Origin of the sequence: Donghicola eburneus (assembly GCF_900115865.1) — a bacterium.
Lineage (GTDB): Bacteria > Pseudomonadota > Alphaproteobacteria > Rhodobacterales > Rhodobacteraceae > Donghicola > Donghicola eburneus.
This window is the reverse complement of the sequence record NZ_FOXY01000008.1, coordinates 130,088-149,065: the sequence shown is the minus strand read 5'-3', so window position 1 is coordinate 149,065 and position 18,978 is coordinate 130,088. Positions and strand designations below refer to the sequence as shown.

The following is an 18,978-nucleotide window of genomic DNA, read 5'->3' as shown; positions in this document are numbered from 1 at the left end:
TGTACTTCGAATGTGTGTTCGAATTAGGGCGCGCACGACAAAATTGCATTAATTTTTTTGCATATAATTAAAACTGACGCAACGGAAAGATGTTCGATCTCACCGACATAATATCGCAAGATGAGATGTAAATACGCGAAGGCGCCACGCTCGGCACCTTCGCACTGCGACATTATCACTTAGCGTTATCGCGCTTGGCTTGCGATAAATGCCTGTATTTGCTTCATCATCTCAGGCGAAACACCCTGCATCATATCCTGAGCAGTGTTGGCTGTTGCAGTAGCTTTCCTGCGCGGGCGCAGTTTGAACCTTTGCATTTGACCTTTGACCGATTGCGTTGCTGCTTCCATCTCGGCAGCGGCTGCGGCCAATTCGTCCGATTGGCTGGTCACTGACATACTGCTTTTGGTTATCTCGTTCACCGCCTGACTGATCTGCGTGATCCCGCGGGATTGCTCGGCGCTGCTGCTTGCGATGTTCGCCATCAGACCGTCGATCTTCTCGATATCCGAAGTGATGCTTACAAAGGACGACTGCGTTTCATCGGCCAGCGCCACGCCTGCCTTCACCTTGTTGCCAGAGCTTTCGATCAGGTCCGAAGTTTCCTTGGCCGCTTGGGCCGAACGTCCTGCCAGATTGCGCACTTCTTGGGCTACGACGGCAAAGCCGCGTCCGTGTTCGCCTGCTCGGGCTGCCTCAACTGCTGCGTTCAGCGCCAACAGGTTCGTCTGGAACGCGATTTCGTCAATCACCTTGATAATTTTGCCAATATCCGTCGATGCGCCGCGGATGTCATGCATGGCCGCGACCATTTCCGCCATCTTCGCTTGCCCGTCAGTGGTCACCCCACGGGCCGCGGTCACAACCTTGCTGATCGAAGCACTAGAGTCTGCGTTGCTGCGCACCATTTGGTCAGTCTCTTCGGTGGTCGCCGAGATTTGCTCAACGGCTGTGGACTGCATCTGGGCATCACCCGACAAAGACTGCGCCGAGGAACTGATCTGCGTGATCGTCACCGAGATTTGGTTAATCTGCTCATTGATTTCGTGAATCGTGTTGTTCAGCGAGGCATAGGCCAGCTCGAATGCTTCGATGATATCACGATAGGCACCATCGTAATTCTCGGGGGTAATCACCTGATCCAGATTGCCGTCTACGATGGCTTGCGACAGCCCTTGAATGTCGTTCACAACAGTCTTGAAGGCGTGGCGCACGTCCTCAATCGCATCGTTGATGAATTTGCGCTCGCCGCTGAACTGCTCGATCTCGAAATCAAGATCGCCTTTGGCAAAAGCCTGCATGGCACCAATGATCTTCTTCTTGGTGGTGATGTGGCCATTGACCATCTCGTTCACTTTGGTCGCAATCGACGCATATTTCGCATCCAACCCATCGGGCGAGATAACGCTAGTGATCATGCCATCCTGATGCGCAGCGGCCATGTCCAGAACACCCGAGATCAGCCGCTCAACCTGGGTTTGAGCATCCTTGAGCTCGGTCTGGTCCTTCCATTCGACAAAAATCGACACGAGGTTGCCGTCCATGTCGAACTTCGGCGTCGCGCGGAATTCCAAATGTTTCCCGCCGATGGTGAACTTCCCGTCATGGGGCTTCAGCATGCCAGAGACAAGACGGCGTTGATATGCGGGATTTTTGTGGAACTGATCGATCGATTTATTCAGCACACCGCGGGCTTGGAACTTGGGCAGATCCTGTTGAATGTCGGGTTCGATCGCCTCGAACATTTTGTAGGCCGCATCGTTGACAAAACGGATGACCATTTCGTTGTCAGCTATCATCACGGGATTTGACAGGACGTTAAGTGCTTCTAAGGCATCAACATTCTCCCATTCTCCATGAACAAGTTCACTTGCGGCGGGGCGGGCAGTCATTTGTACCATAGGCGTTTTTCCATCGAAAATGTTGCAGCGGGGCCGGACGTTCGAAGGAAAAAAATCAAATCTTACGGATCTACAGGACGTCCGTCTCATACAAACAAACGCCCAAAACTATCCTTAGATTAGAGGAAAGGTATTACATTTGCGCAATTTTGATATTGCGCGAAGCCGCTACATAAATGTCTTGGCGATCATTTTGGTCAAGCGGTCCTGCGGGATCGTCACGGGATTCCCCTTCATTGACGACGACATCGCGGAAGCTTCGGCGATCCTTTCAGCATCAATCAAAGTATCTACAAGAGCGCTCAATTTCGGTAGGCCAGCGCTGTCTATCCAACGATCTAGCGCATCAATTGCTTGCTCAGGGTCGGTCCCTAGCGCTGTCGCGATCCATTCCTTGACGCGTTGCAGCCTCACCCGCGTATCCTCTGGCAAATCGGGCGCGGCTTCGTGGTCCCGAAGCACCGGGCACAAGAAACGCCCGCACAAAACGCCGTGCGCGATACCCGTCGTTCCCCCAAGCACACCCGCTACGCCGTGCACCGCCCCAAGGCCCGCATTCGCGAGCGCCAGGCCACCATAAACACTGGTCAAGGCCATTGCCTCGCGCGCCTCGGCATCCTCGGCCTTCATCAGCCGGACAAGAGCGGAAAGCCCCATCGGGATTGCGTCGCGGCACAAGGCATCGGTCAGCACTGTCGCGCGGGACGACAGGTAGGGTTCGATGACCTGTACGATCGCGTCCAACCCCGAGGCCAAAGTGACCGAGGTCGGGCAAGCATCCGTCAAAGCAGGGTCGATCACCGCCAGATCCGCGAGCATGCGATCGTCGCGCAGGCTGACTTTGCGGGACGCTTCGGGAATGCCGATCACAGCATTCTTGGTGACCTCTGCGCCTGTGCCTGATGTGGTGGGGACAGCCACGAACGGCAGAGGTGCCGCCTCTAGGGGTTTGCCTTCGCCTACCACCTCGAGATAGCGCATCGGCCCTGCGGGGGCGGGTACCAGCGCGGTCAAAGCCTTGGCCAAGTCGATAACCGATCCGCCACCCACTCCGACAACCACGTCGATCTGCGCTTCTCTGGCCTCTTCGACCAAATCAAGTAGTAACGGCAAGTCCGGCTCGCCAGAACCATAGACCACCGTGACCGCCGCGCCGCCGGACTTCAGGTCGCGCTCTAGCGTGTCCGCCCACGCGACCGACCGGCCCCGTACCAAGAGCACGCGCAGGCCGAGTGCGGTCACCGCAGGAGCGACCATGCCAGACTTGCCACGGCCAAATTCGATGCGGGCGGGAGCGGCCAGAGCGAACTGCATCAGACGCTCATCGTGGCCTGAACAGCGCGCTTCCATGCGTCGTACTTGGTCGCGCGGGTTTCGTCGTCCATTGCGGGGTCGAAGTGCTGTTCAATCGCCCAAGTCTTGGCAAACTCTTCCATGAGCGGGTAGACGCCAGCCTTCATGCCAGCGAGCCAAGCGGCCCCCAGCGCGGTGGTTTCCAGCACAGTCGGGCGGTCCACAGGGGCACCGATTATATCTGACAGAAACTGCATGGCCCAGTCGTTGGCGCTCATCCCGCCATCCACGCGCAGGGTCGCTTCGCCTCCCTCGTTCTGCCAATCGGCGGTCATCGCCTCAAGCAGGTCACGGGTTTGGTAGCCGACACTCTCTAGCGCGGCTTTGGCGAACTCGGCAGGGCCAGAGTTACGGGTCAGGCCATAGACCGCTCCACGACATTCGGCGTCCCAATAGGGCGCACCCAGGCCGGTGAACGCGGGAACGAGGATCAGGTCCTGACCGCCATCCGCTTGCTTTGCGAGCGGCAAGGTTTCTGATGCGCTGCGAATGATCTGCAGACCGTCCCGCAACCACTGAACCACTGCGCCTGCGATAAAGATCGAGCCTTCGAGCGCATAGGTCGGCTTGCCATCCAGCTGGTAGGCGATGGTCGTCAGCAGGCGGTTGTTTGACCGCACCGGCGTGTCGCCCGTGTTCAGCAAAGCAAAGCAGCCCGTACCATAGGTCGACTTCAGCATCCCGGGCTGAAAACACGCCTGCCCCACGGTCGCGGCCTGTTGGTCGCCCGCGACGCCAAGGATCGGGATCTCTTTGCTGAAGAGATCCGCGCGCGTCACGCCGAACTCGCTGGCGCAATCCTGAACGGTCGGCAGCATCTCCATCGGGATGTCTAGCAGATCGCAGATCGTCTGCGACCAGCGCCCTTTGCGGATATCATAGAGCAGCGTGCGCGCGGCGTTCGTGGCGTCGGTCACATGGGATTTCCCGCCCGTCATCTTCCAGATGAGGAACGTATCGACAGTCCCGAACAGAAGATCGCCATTGCGGGCGCGTTCGCGGGCACCGTCCACGTGATCCAAGATCCACTTCAGCTTGGTCCCCGAGAAATAGGGGTCCAGCAGCAGGCCGGTGCGGTCGGTGAACATCTCTTCGTGGCCAGCGGCCTTCAGCTCTTTGCAATAGTCTGACGTGCGGCGATCCTGCCAGACAATCGCGTTGTAGATCGGCTTGCCGGTATCTTTCTCCCAGACCAGCGTGGTTTCGCGCTGGTTGGTGATGCCAATCGCGGCAATGTCGTTGGCACTGATGCCGCAACGTTCGATCACTTCGCGGGCCGTGCCAGCGGTGGTGGACCAGATATCCGCCGGATCATGCTCGACCCAGCCCGACTTTGGGAAATGCTGCGTGAACTCCTCCTGAGCGGTCGCGCGCAGCTTCATCTCGCTGTCAAACAGGATCGCGCGGCTGGATGTGGTGCCCTGATCGATTGCCAGAATATACGTCATCAGGGGGCCTCCTCTGCCTCGGTGCAACGTGGGAACTTTTTCTAATTTAACGGGAATATGCAAACAACAAAGGGCGAGGCCATAACTGGCCCCGCCCCTGTTTCAAAACCGCTTACTTCCAGCTGGCGATCAGCTCGTCATAGGACACGGTCTGGGGCTCTTCGCGCTCGTTGTCGAGCTTGGCCTTGGGCGAGCCGGGCTGCGACAGCCAGTACTCGGGGTCCTGCTCCTCGTTCAGCTTGGGACCGACGTCACCCTGAACGCCTGCGCGCTCAAGACGCTCCAGAACCTTTTCCTGATCGGCACAGAGCGAGTCCATTGCCTCTTGCGGAGTCTTGGCACCCGACATTGCGTCGCCGATGTTCTGCCACCACAGCTGAGCCAGCTTGGGGTAGTCAGGCACGTTGGTGCCGGTCGGCGACCACTGAACGCGGGCGGGCGAACGATAGAATTCGACCAGACCACCCAGTTGCGGTGCGCGTTCGGTGAACGAGTCGTGCTGGATGGTGGACTCGCGGATAAAGGTCAGACCCACGTGCGATTTCTTCACGTCCACAGTCTTGGAGGTGACGAACTGCGCGTAGAGCCAAGCCGCTTTGGCGTTATCGACGGGGGTCGACTCCATCAGCGTCCACGAACCGGCGTCCTGATAGCCAATCTTGGTGCCTTCTTCCCAGTAAGCGCCGTGCGGGCTGGGAGCCATGCGCCACTTGGGGGTTCCGTCTTCGTTCATGACCGGCAGGCCTTCTTTGACCATGTCGGCGGTGAAGGCGGTGTACCAGAACATCTGCTGCGCGATGCTACCCTGTGCGGGCACCGGACCTGCTTCGGAGAAGGTCATACCGGCTGCTGCGGGGGGTGTGTACTTTTCCAGCCACTCGATCGACTTGGAGATCGCGTAAACCGCTGCGGGGCCGTTGGTTGCGCCGCCACGGGCCACGCACGAACCGACAGGCTGGCTGTTTTCGTTGACGCGAATACCCCATTCGTCGACAGGCAGACCGTTGGGCTCACCCTTGTCGCCGGCACCAGCCATGGACAGCCACGCGTCGGTGTAACGCCAGCCAAGGCTCGGGTCTTTCTTGCCGTAGTCCATGTTGCCATAGACGCCTTCGGACGGACCGCCCGCATAGGACATATCACGACCGGTAAAGAACTCTGCGATGTCCTCATAGGCCGACCAGTTGACCGGAACACCTAGATCGTAGCCGTACTTGGCTTTGAAGTCCTCTTGGGTCTTGGGATCGTTGAACCAGTCGTAGCGGAACCAATAGAGGTTCGCGAACTGCTGGTCGGGCAGCTGATACAGCTTGCCATCGGGGCCGGTGGTGAACGAGACGCCGACAAAATCGTCGATGTCGAGGTTCGGGTTGGTGACGTCAGCGCCTTCGCCTGCCATCCAGTCGGTCAGGTTGCGGGCCTGCTGGTAGCGCCAGTGGGTGCCGATCAGGTCGGAGTCGTTGATATAGCCGTCGTAGATGTTCTGGCCCGACTGCATCTGTGTCTGCAGCTTTTCGACCACGTCGCCTTCGCCGATCAGGTCGTGGGTGACCTGGATGCCGGTGATCGCGGTGAAGGCAGGCGCCAGCACTTTGGATTCGTATTCGTGGGTGGTGATGGTTTCAGAAACCACCTTGATTTCCATGCCCGCAAACGGCTGCGCGGCATCCACGAACCACTGCATTTCGGCTTCCTGCTCGGCCCGGCTCAGCGCGGACAGCTCACCGATTTCCTCGTCGAGGAACTGCTTGGCAGCCTCCATATCCGCGAACGCGGGGCCGGACAGCAGGGTCAGCGCGATGCCCAGTGCCGTAGTTGATTTGAAAAACGGGTTCATAGTTTCCTCCCTATATTGAACCGTTCACATATTGGCCGGCGGTCGTTGCCGCCGGCAGAGGTCAGCCTTTAGACCCAGCGGAACACCGCCAGAGCGTAAACAAGGCAAACCCCCAGAGCGTAGGGCTGGTTGTCCCCCACCAACCCCAGCCATGCGAGGTTGATGAAAGCAGAGCCCAGAAGCGTGATGAACAGACGATCACCGCGCGTCGTTTCGATCCGCAGGACGCCCGTGCGGGGCGTCTCGGGGAATTTGATAGCCAGCACCGTAAAGGTGAGCAGCAGCATCGCAATCACACCAAAGAAGATTGCAGTCGGCCAAGTCCATGCCATCCAAGCCATTGATCGATCTCCTATTCTTCGGGGTTACACACGACCCAGGGCAAAGCCCTTGGCGATGTAGTTGCGGACAAAGTAGATCACGAGCGCACCAGGCACGATAGTCAGGACACCCGCGGCAGCCAACACGCCCCAGTCCATGCCAGAGGCCGAAACCGTACGGGTCATTGTGGCGGCGATCGGCTTGGCCTCGACCGAGGTCAGGGTGCGGGAAAGTAGCAATTCCACCCAAGAGAACATGAAGCAGAAGAATGCTGCCACACCCACGCCGCTGGCAATCAGAGGCATGAAGATCTTGATGAAGAACCGTCCAAAGCTGTAGCCGTCGATATAGGCGGTTTCGTCGATCTCTTTGGGAACGCCGCGCATGAAGCCTTCCAAAATCCAAACGGCGAGCGGCACGTTGAACAAGCAGTGCGCAAGGGCAACCGCGATGTGCGTATCGAAGAGCCCGACCGAGCTATAGAGCTGGAAGAAGGGCAGCGCGAACACGGCGGGCGGTGCCATGCGGTTGGTCAGCAGCCAAAAGAACAGATGCTTGTCACCCATGAAGCTGTAGCGGCTGAACGCATAGGCTGCGGGCAATGCCACCACGATGCTGATGAAGGTGTTCATCACAACGTAGATCAGCGAGTTCACGTACCCCATGTACCAACTGGGATCGGTCAGGATCGTCGCATAGTTCTGAAATGTCAGATCGCGGGGCCAAAGCGAGAAATCACCAAGGATTTCCGCATTGGTTTTCAGGCTCATGTTCAGCAGCCAATAGATCGGCAGCAGTAGGAACAACAGGTATAGGCCCATGACGATGGCGCGGGTATTCACTTTTACCGCGGGCTTGCTGCGGGCAGCGGATTGATTGACGGTCATATCGGCCATGGATCAGCTCTCCCGCTTATCAAGGTTGGTCATGACGGTGTAGAACACCCACGAAATCAAGAGGATCACTAGGAAGTACATCAGAGAGAAGGCTGCTGCCGGTCCCAGATCGAATTGCCCAAGCGCCATCTTCACGAGGTCGATCGACAAGAAGGTGGTTGCGTTGCCGGGGCCACCGCCGGTGACAACGAACGGCTCGGTGTAGATCATGAAGCTGTCCATAAAGCGCAGCAGGATCGCGATCATCAGAACACCCATCATCTTGGGCAGTTCGATGTAGCGGAAGACTTTCCAGCGGCTGGCTTGGTCGATCTTGGCTGCCTGATAATAGGCGTCGGGGATCGACTGCAGACCGGCATAGGCGAGCAGCGCCACCAACGAGGTCCAGTGCCATACGTCCATCACGATCACAGTGATCCACGCGGCGTAGAAGTCCTGAGTGTAGTTGTAGCTGATGCCCAATTTATCCAGCGTGTAGCCCAGAAGGCCAATGTCCACGCGGCCAAAGATCTGCCAGATGGTGCCCACCACGTTCCAAGGGATCAGCAGAGGCAGGGACATCAGAACCAGACAGAAGCTGGCCCAGAAGCCTTTTTTCGGCATGTTCAGCGCGACGAAGATGCCCAGCGGGATCTCGATCGCCAGAATGATCGCAGAGAACACGATCTGACGACCCAGCGCGTCCCACATCCGGTCCGAGTGTAGCAGTTCATCGAACCAATCGAGACCGGCCCAGAAGAACTGGTTGTTCCCGAAAGTGTCCTGAAACGCGTAGTTCACTACGGTCATCAGCGGGATCACCGCCGAAAACGCCACAAGGATCAGAACAGGCAGGACCAGAAACCATGCCTTTTGGTTGACTGTCTTTTCCATCAGGCGACCTCCCCCTTAACGCGCCAGTCGTTGGCGTAGACGTTGACGTGGGCGGGGTCGAAGCTGACGCGGTTCATGTCCGCGCTGATCGGGGTGCCCTCGTTCGCGATAATGTTGATGTCGCTGCCAAAGAACTCGGCGCGAATAATTTTGTGACGGCCCACATCTTCGACGCGGCGGATTTTCACCGGCAGACCCTCTGTCTCGGACAGGGTCGCGAACTCGGGACGCACACCGATCTCGACCTTGCCGTCCATCGGCGCGTAACCACGACCCAGCTGGACATAGCTACCGTTCACATAAGCGCGGTCACCGTCCACTTTGGCGGGGATTACATTCATGCCGGGCGAGCCGATGAAGTACCCAACAAATGTATGCTCGGGTGTTTCGAACAGCTCTTCTGGGGTGCCGATCTGGACGACGCGGCCGTCGTACATCACCACAACCTTATCCGCAAAGGTCAGCGCCTCGGTCTGGTCATGGGTCACGTAGATCATCGTGTGACCGAATTCATGGTGCAGCTTTTTCAGCTGGGTGCGCAGCTCCCACTTCATGTGGGGGTCGATCACGGTCAGCGGCTCGTCAAAGAGCAGCGCGTTCACGTCCTCGCGGACCATCCCGCGACCAAGGCTGATCTTCTGCTTGGCATCCGCAGTCAGGCCACGTGCCTTACGGTCGAGTTCCGCTTCCATGCCGATCATGTTGCCGATCTGTTGGACTCGCTCGGCGACGTATTTGGGGTCCGCACCACGGTTTTTCAGCGGAAACGCCAGGTTTTCGCGGACGGTCATGGTGTCGTAGACCACGGGGAACTGGAACACCTGCGCGATGTTGCGCTCGGCGGTGGGGGCGTGCGTTACGTCCTGACCATCGAACAGGATGCGTCCCTGCGAGGGCGTCAGCAGACCCGAGATGATGTTCAAGAGCGTAGACTTGCCGCAACCGGACGAACCCAGCAGAGCATAGGCTTCGCCATCGACCCAGTCGTGATCCAGCTGCTTCAGCGCGAAATCATCCTCGGACGTGGGGTTCGGCAGGTACGAATGGGCGAGGTTATCAAGGGTAATCTTGGCCATGGTCCTCTCCCTTAAGCGGCGGCTGCGTAGGCGGCAGGGGCAACCAGCTTGCCGTCCTCGCCAAAGATGTAGACGTGGCTCGGGTCCAGATAGACATCGAGCGGCGCGCCAAGCGTCAGATTGTGCACCCCATGCACCAGACCGACCCAGCGCTCGCCGTGGTGATCAAGGTGAACAAAGGTTTCCGAGCCGGTCAGCTCTGTCACAACGAGGTTCGTGGTAAACTTCATCGCATCTGCGGTGTGCTTACCGATCTCGACGTGGTTGGGACGGAAACCCGCGATGTAACGACCATCAGGCAGGTTCGCCAAAGCGCCGGTCGCAGGGGTTTTCTGGCCCTTGCCGAACATCAGAACGTGACCAGTTTTGCTGATCTGCAAGAAGTTCATGGGCGGATCACTGAACACACGCGCGGTTGTCGCATCCACGGGCTGACGATAGACCGAGGGGGTCAGGCCGAACTGGGTCACGCGGCCTTCCCACAGGGTGGCGCAGTTGCCCCCGAGCAGCAGGGCTTCTTCGGGTTCGGTGGTCGCGTAGACGAAAATGCTGCCCGACTCTTCGAAAATCTTGGGAATCTCGATCCGAAGCTCTTCGCGCAGTTTGTAGTCTAGGTTTGCCAGAGGTTCATCCAACAGCACCAGACCCGCGTTTTTGACCAGAGCCCGCGCCAGTGCGCAGCGCTGCTGCTGACCGCCCGACAGTTCCAGCGGCTTGCGCTGAAGCATGGGGGTCAGCTTCATCAGGTCGGCGGCTTGGTTCACCGCGGCGTCGATCTCGGCCGAGGTCTTGCCCATCAGCTTTAGCGGAGAGGCGATGTTGTCGTAGACGGTCATCGAGGGGTAGTTGATGAACTGCTGGTAGACCATCGCGACCTGACGGTCCTGAACACGCATTCCAGTCACGTCCTGACCGTTCCACATGATCCGGCCCGATGTCGGAACATCCAGACCCGCCATCAAGCGCATCAGAGACGTCTTGCCCGACAAGGTCGGTCCAAGCAGCACATTCATTGTGCCAGGCTGCAAGACCAGATCGGTCTCATAAATATGGGTCTGGCCGCTCACGACCTTTGTGACCCGCTCAAGAGCGAGAGTCATTGTTCCTCCTCCCAGTCGTTCGATCGCATCATTGCGCCGCTTGCGCGGCCCCGATGCTCCGAGCGTCACTCATCCACTGGTCCAGCGCCGCGACCTGTTCAGCCGTCAAACGCAGACCCAATTTGCTACGCCGCCACACGACGTCTTCGGCTGTTTGCGCGTATTCGCGTTCCATCAGCCAGCGGACCTCAGCCTCGGTCAAGGTTGCCCCGAAGTCACGCCCAAGTTGCTCCGCTTCCCGAACGTCTCCCAGCACTTCCGAGGCCTCGGCCCCATACGCACGGATCAGGCGACGTGCCCAAAAGGGCGTCAGGAACGGATATTTCTGTTGCAGATCAGCGATCAGCTTTTCGGTGTCGCTAACCGCAAAGTTACCCCCCGGCAAGGCAACACCGGCGGTCCAAGTGCCTGGCGCTTGTGGGAAATATTCTTGGATATGCTCCAGCGCGCTCTCGGCCAGTCGGCGATAGGTTGTGATCTTGCCGCCAAAGACGTTCAGTACGGGCGCACCGCCAACGGCATCAACCTTCAGCGTGTAGTCGCGGGTCGCAGCCGTCGCACTGCTTGCACCGTCATCATAAAGCGGACGCACGCCAGAATAGCTCCAGACGATATCGTCGCGGGTCACCGGCTGCTTGAAATAGTCCGAGGCAAAGGACAGCAGGTAATCGCGCTCTTCATCGGTGCATTCGGGCTTGATCGAAGGATCGGTATGTTCGGCGTCTGTGGTTCCGATCAGGGTAAAGTCCTGCTCGTAGGGGATGGCGAAAATGATCCGGCCATCGGTCCCTTGGAAGAAATAGCACTTGTCGTGATCGTAGAGCTTGCGGGTCACGATGTGGCTGCCACGGACCAGACGAACGCCTTCGGTGCTGTTCGAGCGTATCTTGCCGTGAATGATATCGCCGACCCAAGGGCCGCCCGCATTCACCAGCATCTTGGCGCGGAAACGGCGCTGAACCCCTGTGTTCGTGTCCTGCACGATCACTTCCCACATGTCATCGACACGCACGCAGGACATGACTTTGGTACGGGTCATGATCTCGGCGCCGCGCGCCTCGGCGTCACGCGCGTTCAGGACAACCAGACGGGAGTCTTCGACCCAGCAATCGGAATACTCATAGGCCTTTTCAAAGCGCTCCTGCAGCGGTGCGCCTTCGGGGCCTTGGGTCAGGTCGACAGTCGATGTGCCGGGCAAAATTTCGCGCCCACCCAGATTGTCGTACATGAACAGGCCCAGACGGATCAGCCACGCGGGGCGGCGCCCCTTCATCCATGGCATCACAGTATTCAGAATGCGCGAGGTCGGAGTCGAATTCTCGAAACGCATGTCTTTGTGGTAGGGCAGCACAAAACGCATGGGCCAGCTGATATGCGGCATCGCCTTGAGCAACACTTCGCGTTCGATCAGCGCTTCGCGCACCAGACGAATCTCGAAATATTCCAGATAGCGCAGGCCACCGTGAAACAGCTTTGTCGAAGATGAAGATGTTGCAGAGGCCAAATCATTCATCTCGGCCAAGGCGACACTCAGACCACGGCCTGACGCGTCGCGCGCAATGCCGCACCCATTGATGCCCCCGCCGATGATGAACAGGTCATAAATCTGCTGCGTTTCGCCAGATGCCGACACAGGGTCCTCCCTCAACCGCGCTTCGGTTCGAAGGAAAAGCTACGCCTGAACGCAGAAAAAGGAAACCCAAAATATTCGTTTACGTTCGCTTTCAGGTATCCGACTGAAAAGTATTGTGAAATCTGTATGACATGATCTAATTTCCGCAGTGCAGCGCAAGATTATTGCGCCAAAAACCGCTCATATTTGCGATTCGAGAGTGATTCGTTCGCTGATTCTTGAATAACGAACAAAAACGCGCATAATCGAGCGACGCTTGGAGGAGAGCCATGTCCCAGACACTACGTCATCCAGAGATTCTGGAGATTGCCCGCCGCGAGGGCAAAGTCACCGTCGAGGGATTGGCCGCCCATTTCGGCGTGACACTGCAAACAATCCGCCGCGATCTGACCGATCTTGCCGACGGCGGCCATCTGGAACGTGTGCATGGCGGGGCCATCCTGCCCTCTGGCACCACGAACATCGAATACGAAGAACGTCGTCTGCTGCAGTCCGACGCTAAAATTGCGATTGCCCAAGCTTGCGCCGCGCGAATTCCAGAGAATGCCTCGATTTTCCTGAACATCGGCACCAGCACGGAGGCCGTGGCCTCTGAACTCCTGCGTCACCGCGACATGATGGTGGTGACGAACAATCTGAACGTCGCACATATCTTGGGGCAAAACTCGGATTGTCAGGTGATTGTGGCAGGCGGCACCCTGCGGCGATCTGATGGAGGCTTGATAGGGAATCTGACAGTGCAGGCCATTGCCCAGTTCAAATTCGATCTGGCGGTGATAGGCTGCTCTGCGCTTGACGAAGATGGGGACATTCTGGATTTCGACGTCCAAGAGGTTGGGGTAAGTCAGGCCATCCTGCGGCAGTCACGCAAAACGTTCCTCGTTTCGGATGGCTCTAAATTCCAGCGGAACGCCCCTGCCAGAATCGGATCGCTCGCTGATCTGGATGCATTCTTCACTGACCGCCCCCTGCCCCGAGATCTCCAACAGAAATGCGAACGTTGGGGAACTGAAGTGGTCATTGCGCAGCCATAAACGGCGCGCTGCCATCAGGCAGAACCAAATGTTTCTTTTATCAAAACTGACTGGGAAACCTGGTAGCGGAGGAGGGACTTGAACCCCCGACACGCGGATTATGATTCCGCTGCTCTAACCAACTGAGCTACTCCGCCATCTGGTGGACGCTGACTTAAGGCCACGGTAAAGGACCGTCAAGCGCCAAAAGCCCTGAAATGGAATTTTTAATGAATTTTCTCGCCAGCCTTGCCGAAGCCCTGCCGCAGACTCCCCTTTTGACCGGCGCGGATTGCGCACCATGGGTCAAGGACTGGACAGGCGCGTGGACAGGCGAGCCCATGGCTGTGATCCGACCCAGCTCGACAGAAGAAGTGTCGCGGATCATGCAGCTCGCGCACGCCCATGGCGTCCCCGTGGTTCCCGCAGGCGGTCTGAGCGGTTTGGTCGGCGGCACACACGCGCCGGATGCACTGGTCCTCTCGGTCGACCGCATGGCTCATATCCACAAGATCGACCCTGTGACCCGGGTGGCAGTGGCGCAGGCCGGCACCATCTTGCACACTCTTCGCGAAGCTGCGGCTGAACAGGGCCTGCAGTTCCCCATGACCTTTGGCGCCCAAGGATCAGCGACCATTGGCGGGATCCTCTCCACAAACGCGGGCGGCTCGAATGTCCTGAAATACGGGAACACGCGGGACCTCTGTCTTGGGATAGAGGCTGTCCTGCCCGACGGCACCGTTCTGGATCTGATGTCCGCGCTGCACAAAGACAACACAGGCTACGCGCTGAAACATCTGCTCATCGGGGCCGAAGGCACACTTGGGATCATCACTGCCGCCACGCTAAAGCTCTACCCAACGCCGCGCATCCGAACGACCGGGTTTCTGGCCTGCGCTTCGCTAGCCGACGCCTTAACCACCCTGAACCAACTGCAAGAGGCGAGTTCGGACGCAGTAGAGGCGTTCGAGTTTATGCCCGCAAACTACATGGCGGCCTATAGCGACCTGCACCCAACCGAACGTGCGCCCTTTGAGGCGCCTTACCCGGTGAACATTCTGGTCGAACTTGCCTCCACCGCGCCGCGCGATGCAGCGCTCAGCCCTGAGGGCGTTCCAATTCTACAAGACACGTTCGAAGCCAGCCTCGCCGCACTGATGGAGGATGGGCTCGTCACTGACGCCGTGATCGCGTCGAACGACACGCAACGTGCCGCCTTCTGGAAAATCCGCGAAAGCGCCGCCGAACTTTCGCTCCATGGGCCGCGCGCTGCGATCATCAACGACATTGCTTTACCCCTCGACGAGATCCCCACGTTTTTCGATCGCATGGCCGTGGCCCTGCCAAAGGTCGACGCTGGCGCGACGGACATGACGGTCGCGCACTTGGGGGACGGGAACATCCATTACACCGTGCGTCCGACGTCGCCCGATTTGAAGGACGCAATCATGGCTATGGTCGAAGCAGAGGTCCGTGACCTTGGTGGCTCGTTCTCGGCAGAACACGGTGTAGGCCTGTCAAAACTGAACAGCATGGCACGCCACAAGCCCGCCGCAGCCTTGGCCACCATGCAGGCCATCAAGAATGCAATTGATCCGACAGGCATCCTGAACGCGGGCAAAGTGATCCCACCGCTGGAAAGCTAAGGGAGACTGGCCTAGCTGACAGCTTCAAACAACTTCGGAAAACGCCGCCGCCAGCAGATCGCGCGTATAAGGGGTCTGCGGGTTGGTGAAAACGTCTTCGGCAGCACCTGCCTCGATCACATCACCATTCCGCATGACCATCACTTTGTGCGACAGCGCGCGCACAACCCGTAGATCGTGACTGATAAACAGATAGGCCAGCCCATATTTCTGCTGCAGGTTCCGCAGGATATCGACGATCTGCACCTGCACCGTCATGTCCAAGGCAGACGTCGGCTCGTCCAGTACCAGTAGCTTGGGCCGCAGAATCATAGCCCGAGCTATCGCAATCCGCTGACGCTGGCCGCCCGAGAACTCGTGTGGATAGCGATGCATGAAGTCAGGGTTCAGCCCGACCTCAGACATCATCTCTGCCACCAGATCACGCGGGTTCTTGCCCGGATCAACTCCGTGCACACCAAGCCCTTCGCTGATCACCTGCTCGCAGGTCATCCGCGGGCTGAGGCTACCATACGGATCCTGAAACACGATCTGCATGTCACGGCGCAGTTTGCGCAACTCTTTGGTTTTGTACTTTCGCACATCTTGGCCATGTAGCCAGATCCCGCCTTGGCTTTCGATCAGGCGCATGATCGCCAGTGCGGCCGTGGTTTTGCCCGACCCGGACTCGCCCACAATGCCCAAGGTCTCTCCGGCATGCAGGGACAGGGTGGCATCATTGACAGCCTTCACGTGGCCGACGGTGCGCTTCAACAACCCCTGCTGGATCGGAAACCAAACTCTGAGCCCTTCGGTCCGCAAAACCTCGGGCGCATCGGGCGCTAGGGGCAAGGCTGTGCCGGTAGGCTCTGCCGCCAGAAGCTTTTGGGTGTAGGGGTGTTGCGGATTGGCGAAAATCTCGGCTGTGGGTCCAGTTTCCACGATTTGCCCATCCTTCATTACGCAGACGCGATCGGCAATCCGGCGCACGATACCCAGATCGTGGGTGATGAACAGCAGGCTCAGGCCTTCTGCTCGCTTCAACTCTGCCAGAAGTTCCAAAATTTGCGCCTGAATGGTGACGTCAAGCGCAGTGGTCGGCTCGTCTGCGATCAGCAGCTCCGGTTTGTTGGCCAGGGCCATCGCGATCATAACACGCTGCCGCTGCCCCCCCGAGAGCTGGTGCGGATAAGAGCCGAGCCGCTTTTCAGGGTCACGAATGCCCACGCGGTCCAGCAGGTCAATGATCCGATCCCGCGCCTGATTGCCTGCAATCCCTTGGTGCAGGGCCAGACTCTCCCCAAGCTGTTTTTCCAGCGTGTGCAGCGGGTTCAAAGAGGTCATCGGCTCTTGGAAGATAAAACTGATGTCGTTGCCGCGGACTTTGCGCAATTGCGCATCCGACGCCGTGACCATGTCCTGCCCCTGATACCGGACTGCACCCGAAACCTCTGCCGCATCCCCAAGCAGCTGCACCGTCGACAGCGCGGTCACTGACTTGCCAGAACCGGACTCGCCCACCAGCGCGACAGTCTCACCCTTGGACACTGCAAAGGACACACCTTTGACTGCCTGAACTGATTGACCGTCCTGCCGGAAGCTTACTTTGAGGTTATCGACCTCGAGAACATTCGTCATTTGAAGGTTTTCCTCGGGTCAAAGGCATCGCGTATGCCTTCGAAGATAAAGACCAGCAGCGACAGCATGATCGCAAAGGTGAAGAAGGCGGTGAAGCCCAACCAAGGCGCGTGAAGGTTCTGCTTGGCTTGCAACGTCAGCTCGCCCAACGACGGCGCGGACGACGGCAGACCAAAGCCCAGAAAATCCAGCCCCGCCAGTGTGCTGATTGTGCCAGTAATAATGAAGGGCATCATGGTCAACGTCGCGACCATCGCGTTCGGAAGCATGTGGCGGAACATGATGGTCCAGTTGCTGACCCCCAGCGCCTTGGCCGCACGGACATATTCCAGATTGCGCGCCCGCAGGAATTCGGCCCGAACCACGCCCACAAGCGAGGTCCAACTGAACAGCACGGTAAGCAACACAAGGAGCCAGAAACTGCGCCCCAAGATCGCGAACATGATGATGATGATGTACAAAGACGGGGTCGCACCCCAAATTTCGATCACACGCTGGAAGATCAGGTCAAGCCAACCGCCAAAGAAGCCCTGAAGCGCCCCCGCGATGATCCCGATGATCGACGCACACGTGGTTACGATCAGGGTAAAGATAATCGACAGACGGAAGCCATAGATCACACGCGCCAGCACATCGCGCGTGGTGTCATCGGTTCCAAGCCAGTGATCACTATCGGGCGGGCTCGGGGCCGCGCGTCCAATGTCATTCGGCGTGTCGTAGTTGTAAGGGATTGGCGGCCAGAGCATCCAGCCGGTCTCGACGGGTTCGCCTTCAACGGTGCCGTTTGTCCGCGCCTCTTCCATGTAGCCTTCGGGGTCATCCCAGCAGAACTCGGACCCGCCCGTCGCGATCAGGCACTTTACCTCGACATCGCGGTAGATGGCTTCGGTTTTGAAGTCGCCACCAAAGGCTGTTTCTGGGTAGAAGTTAAAGACCGGCGTGTAGAATTCACCGCGGTAGCTCACGAGGATCGGTTTGTCGTTCGCCAGAAACTCGGCAAAGAGCGACAGCCCGAACAGAACGCAGAACAGAATTAGCGACCAGAACGCGCGCCCGTTCGCACGGAAGTTCCGCCAACGGCGCTGGTTCAGAGGAGATAGAGCCATCAGCCTTCCCTCCGTTCGAAGTCAATCCGTGGGTCCACGACCACGTACATCAGGTCCGACAGGATGCCGACGACCAAACCGATCAAGCCAAACACGAAAAGGGTGCCGAAGATCACCGGATAATCGCGCGCTACCGCTGCTTCGAAGCCTAGACGGCCCAAGCCATCCAGCGAAAACAGCGTTTCGATAATCAGGCTACCGCCGAAGAACACGCCGATAAACACTGCGGGGAAGCCCGCGATCACAATCAGCATCGCGTTTCGGAAGACGTGACCATAGAGCACTGCCTTCTCTGACAGGCCTTTGGCGCGGGCGGTCATGACGTACTGCTTTTTAATCTCGTCGAGGAAGCTATTCTTGGTCAGCAATGTCAGCGTTGCGAAGGCCGAAATCGTGCTCGCCAGCACTGGTAGCGCGATGTGCCAGAAGTAGTCGATGATCTTGCCCCCCAGACTCAGGCTATCCCAATTGTCGCTGGTCAAGCCGCGCAAGGGGAAGATCTGCCAGTAGGAGCCGCCCGCGAACAAAACGATCAGCAGGATCGCGAACAAGAAACCGGGGATCGCATAGCCCACGATAATGGCGCTGCTGGTCCAGACGTCGAAACTGGTGCCATCGCGCACCGCCTTGGCGATACCCAGCGGGATCGACACGATGTAGGCGATCAAAGTCGACCACAGCCCCAGTGAGATCGACACCGGCATCTTCTCCAGCACGATCGCAAAGACGGGCGAGTCTCGGAAAAAGCTCTCTCCGAAATCAAGGTGCATGTAATTCCACATCATGATGCCAAAGCGCTCAATGATCGGGATATTCTCTTTGGTGCACTCCTCGGCCTCGGTGGAGGGCGTGCCTTCGAAGCCATCTTCACAGACGATGCGGGCAAATCCGTACTCAACCTCAAGACGGGCAATGAACTCTGGCGGAAGTCCGCGCGCGCCAAGATAGCCGCTATCGGTATCACCGCCGACATTGGCATCGTTGCCACCGCCCGCGATGCCTTCGAACACGTCGCCTTCGCCTTGGAAGCGCGCGATGGCCTGCTCAACCGGACCGCCCGGGACGAACTGCACCAGTGCGAAGTTGATGATCATGATCCCGATGAGTGTCGGGATCACGAGAAGCAATCGCCTCAGAATATAGGCGCCCATACGGCAA

Annotated in this window: 15 protein-coding genes and 1 tRNA gene; 2 read left to right on the top strand and 14 right to left on the bottom strand. The window is 58.3% G+C overall.

Annotation, left to right across the window (positions count from 1 at the left end):
• Positions 1 to 185 precede the first annotated feature (185 nt).
• From BM225_RS14965 to glpD, 10 genes are all read right to left on the bottom strand, one after another.
• Positions 186 to 1,901 carry a methyl-accepting chemotaxis protein gene (locus BM225_RS14965; protein ID WP_072709853.1) on the bottom strand — a complete coding sequence of 572 codons (1,716 nt, stop codon included), beginning with the start codon at positions 1,899 to 1,901 and terminating at the stop codon, positions 186 to 188.
• 168 nt (positions 1,902 to 2,069) lie between these two features.
• Complete coding sequence (locus BM225_RS14960; RefSeq protein WP_072709851.1) at positions 2,070 to 3,215, bottom strand: iron-containing alcohol dehydrogenase; 1,146 nt, start codon at positions 3,213 to 3,215, stop codon at positions 2,070 to 2,072.
• A complete protein-coding gene (gene glpK, locus BM225_RS14955; RefSeq protein ID WP_072709849.1) occupies positions 3,215 to 4,702 on the bottom strand; it encodes a glycerol kinase GlpK in 1,488 nt (495 codons plus the stop codon). The genes BM225_RS14960 and glpK overlap by 1 nt, the downstream gene beginning before the upstream one ends.
• 112 nt (positions 4,703 to 4,814) lie before the next feature.
• Positions 4,815 to 6,539: an ABC transporter substrate-binding protein gene (locus BM225_RS14950; RefSeq protein WP_072709847.1), complete on the bottom strand. Its 1,725-nt coding sequence runs from the start codon at positions 6,537 to 6,539 to the stop codon at positions 4,815 to 4,817.
• 68 nt (positions 6,540 to 6,607) lie between these two features.
• Entirely contained in the window at positions 6,608 to 6,880 is a 273-nt protein-coding gene (locus BM225_RS14945) for a DUF2160 domain-containing protein (protein WP_072709845.1), read from the bottom strand.
• 24 nt (positions 6,881 to 6,904) lie between these two features.
• Entirely contained in the window at positions 6,905 to 7,756 is an 852-nt protein-coding gene (locus tag BM225_RS14940; RefSeq protein ID WP_072709843.1) for a carbohydrate ABC transporter permease, read from the bottom strand.
• A 3-nt stretch (positions 7,757 to 7,759) separates the two neighbouring features.
• Complete coding sequence (locus BM225_RS14935; RefSeq protein ID WP_072709841.1) at positions 7,760 to 8,629, bottom strand: carbohydrate ABC transporter permease; 870 nt, start codon at positions 8,627 to 8,629, stop codon at positions 7,760 to 7,762.
• Positions 8,629 to 9,705, bottom strand: a complete 1,077-nt coding sequence (locus BM225_RS14930; RefSeq protein WP_072709839.1) for an ABC transporter ATP-binding protein — start codon at positions 9,703 to 9,705, stop codon at positions 8,629 to 8,631. The genes BM225_RS14935 and BM225_RS14930 overlap by 1 nt, the downstream gene beginning before the upstream one ends.
• Positions 9,706 to 9,716: 11 nt before the next feature.
• Positions 9,717 to 10,805 (bottom strand): ABC transporter ATP-binding protein, encoded by a 1,089-nt coding sequence (locus BM225_RS14925; protein ID WP_072709837.1) that lies wholly within the window; start codon positions 10,803 to 10,805, stop codon positions 9,717 to 9,719.
• Between the two features lie 28 nt (positions 10,806 to 10,833).
• A complete protein-coding gene (gene glpD, locus BM225_RS14920; protein ID WP_072709825.1) occupies positions 10,834 to 12,438 on the bottom strand; it encodes a glycerol-3-phosphate dehydrogenase in 1,605 nt (534 codons plus the stop codon).
• A 269-nt stretch (positions 12,439 to 12,707) separates the two neighbouring features.
• On the opposite strand from glpD, the gene BM225_RS14915 reads away from it, so the two are divergent.
• On the top strand, positions 12,708 to 13,472 hold the full coding sequence (locus tag BM225_RS14915) for a DeoR/GlpR family DNA-binding transcription regulator (protein ID WP_072709823.1): 765 nt from the start codon (positions 12,708 to 12,710) through the stop codon (positions 13,470 to 13,472).
• A 60-nt stretch (positions 13,473 to 13,532) separates the two neighbouring features.
• Here BM225_RS14915 and BM225_RS14910 read toward each other — a convergent pair.
• Positions 13,533 to 13,609 (bottom strand) — tRNA-Met (locus BM225_RS14910).
• Positions 13,610 to 13,681: 72 nt separating this feature from the next.
• On the opposite strand from BM225_RS14910, the gene BM225_RS14905 reads away from it, so the two are divergent.
• Positions 13,682 to 15,097 (top strand): FAD-binding oxidoreductase, encoded by a 1,416-nt coding sequence (locus tag BM225_RS14905; RefSeq protein WP_072710000.1) that lies wholly within the window; start codon positions 13,682 to 13,684, stop codon positions 15,095 to 15,097.
• Positions 15,098 to 15,121: 24 nt separating this feature from the next.
• Here the strand turns inward: BM225_RS14905 and BM225_RS14900 are convergent, their stop codons facing one another.
• From BM225_RS14900 to BM225_RS14890, 3 genes are read right to left on the bottom strand one after another with little or no spacing between them, the layout of a single operon-like run.
• Entirely contained in the window at positions 15,122 to 16,714 is a 1,593-nt protein-coding gene (locus BM225_RS14900; RefSeq protein ID WP_072709821.1) for an ABC transporter ATP-binding protein, read from the bottom strand.
• On the bottom strand, positions 16,711 to 17,820 hold the full coding sequence (locus BM225_RS14895; protein WP_072709819.1) for an ABC transporter permease: 1,110 nt from the start codon (positions 17,818 to 17,820) through the stop codon (positions 16,711 to 16,713). The genes BM225_RS14900 and BM225_RS14895 overlap by 4 nt, the downstream gene beginning before the upstream one ends.
• On the bottom strand, positions 17,820 to 18,971 hold the full coding sequence (locus BM225_RS14890) for a microcin C ABC transporter permease YejB (RefSeq protein ID WP_092464826.1): 1,152 nt from the start codon (positions 18,969 to 18,971) through the stop codon (positions 17,820 to 17,822). Before BM225_RS14890 ends, BM225_RS14895 begins: the two co-directional genes overlap by 1 nt.
• Between the last annotated feature and the right edge of the window lie 7 nt (positions 18,972 to 18,978).

Coding starts and splice junctions, on each gene's coding strand:
- BM225_RS14965 (WP_072709853.1), bottom strand. CDS start 1,901: ATGGTACAAATGACTGCCCGCCCCGCCGCAAGTGAACTTGTTCATGGA.
- BM225_RS14960 (WP_072709851.1), bottom strand. CDS start 3,215: ATGCAGTTCGCTCTGGCCGCTCCCGCCCGCATCGAATTTGGCCGTGGC.
- glpK (WP_072709849.1), bottom strand. CDS start 4,702: ATGACGTATATTCTGGCAATCGATCAGGGCACCACATCCAGCCGCGCG.
- BM225_RS14950 (WP_072709847.1), bottom strand. CDS start 6,539: ATGAACCCGTTTTTCAAATCAACTACGGCACTGGGCATCGCGCTGACC.
- BM225_RS14945 (WP_072709845.1), bottom strand. CDS start 6,880: ATGGCTTGGATGGCATGGACTTGGCCGACTGCAATCTTCTTTGGTGTG.
- BM225_RS14940 (WP_072709843.1), bottom strand. CDS start 7,756: ATGGCCGATATGACCGTCAATCAATCCGCTGCCCGCAGCAAGCCCGCG.
- BM225_RS14935 (WP_072709841.1), bottom strand. CDS start 8,629: ATGGAAAAGACAGTCAACCAAAAGGCATGGTTTCTGGTCCTGCCTGTT.
- BM225_RS14930 (WP_072709839.1), bottom strand. CDS start 9,705: ATGGCCAAGATTACCCTTGATAACCTCGCCCATTCGTACCTGCCGAAC.
- BM225_RS14925 (WP_072709837.1), bottom strand. CDS start 10,805: ATGACTCTCGCTCTTGAGCGGGTCACAAAGGTCGTGAGCGGCCAGACC.
- BM225_RS14915 (WP_072709823.1), top strand. CDS start 12,708: ATGTCCCAGACACTACGTCATCCAGAGATTCTGGAGATTGCCCGCCGC.
- BM225_RS14905 (WP_072710000.1), top strand. CDS start 13,682: ATGAATTTTCTCGCCAGCCTTGCCGAAGCCCTGCCGCAGACTCCCCTT.
- BM225_RS14900 (WP_072709821.1), bottom strand. CDS start 16,714: ATGACGAATGTTCTCGAGGTCGATAACCTCAAAGTAAGCTTCCGGCAG.
- BM225_RS14895 (WP_072709819.1), bottom strand. CDS start 17,820: ATGGCTCTATCTCCTCTGAACCAGCGCCGTTGGCGGAACTTCCGTGCG.
- BM225_RS14890 (WP_092464826.1), bottom strand. CDS start 18,971: ATGGGCGCCTATATTCTGAGGCGATTGCTTCTCGTGATCCCGACACTC.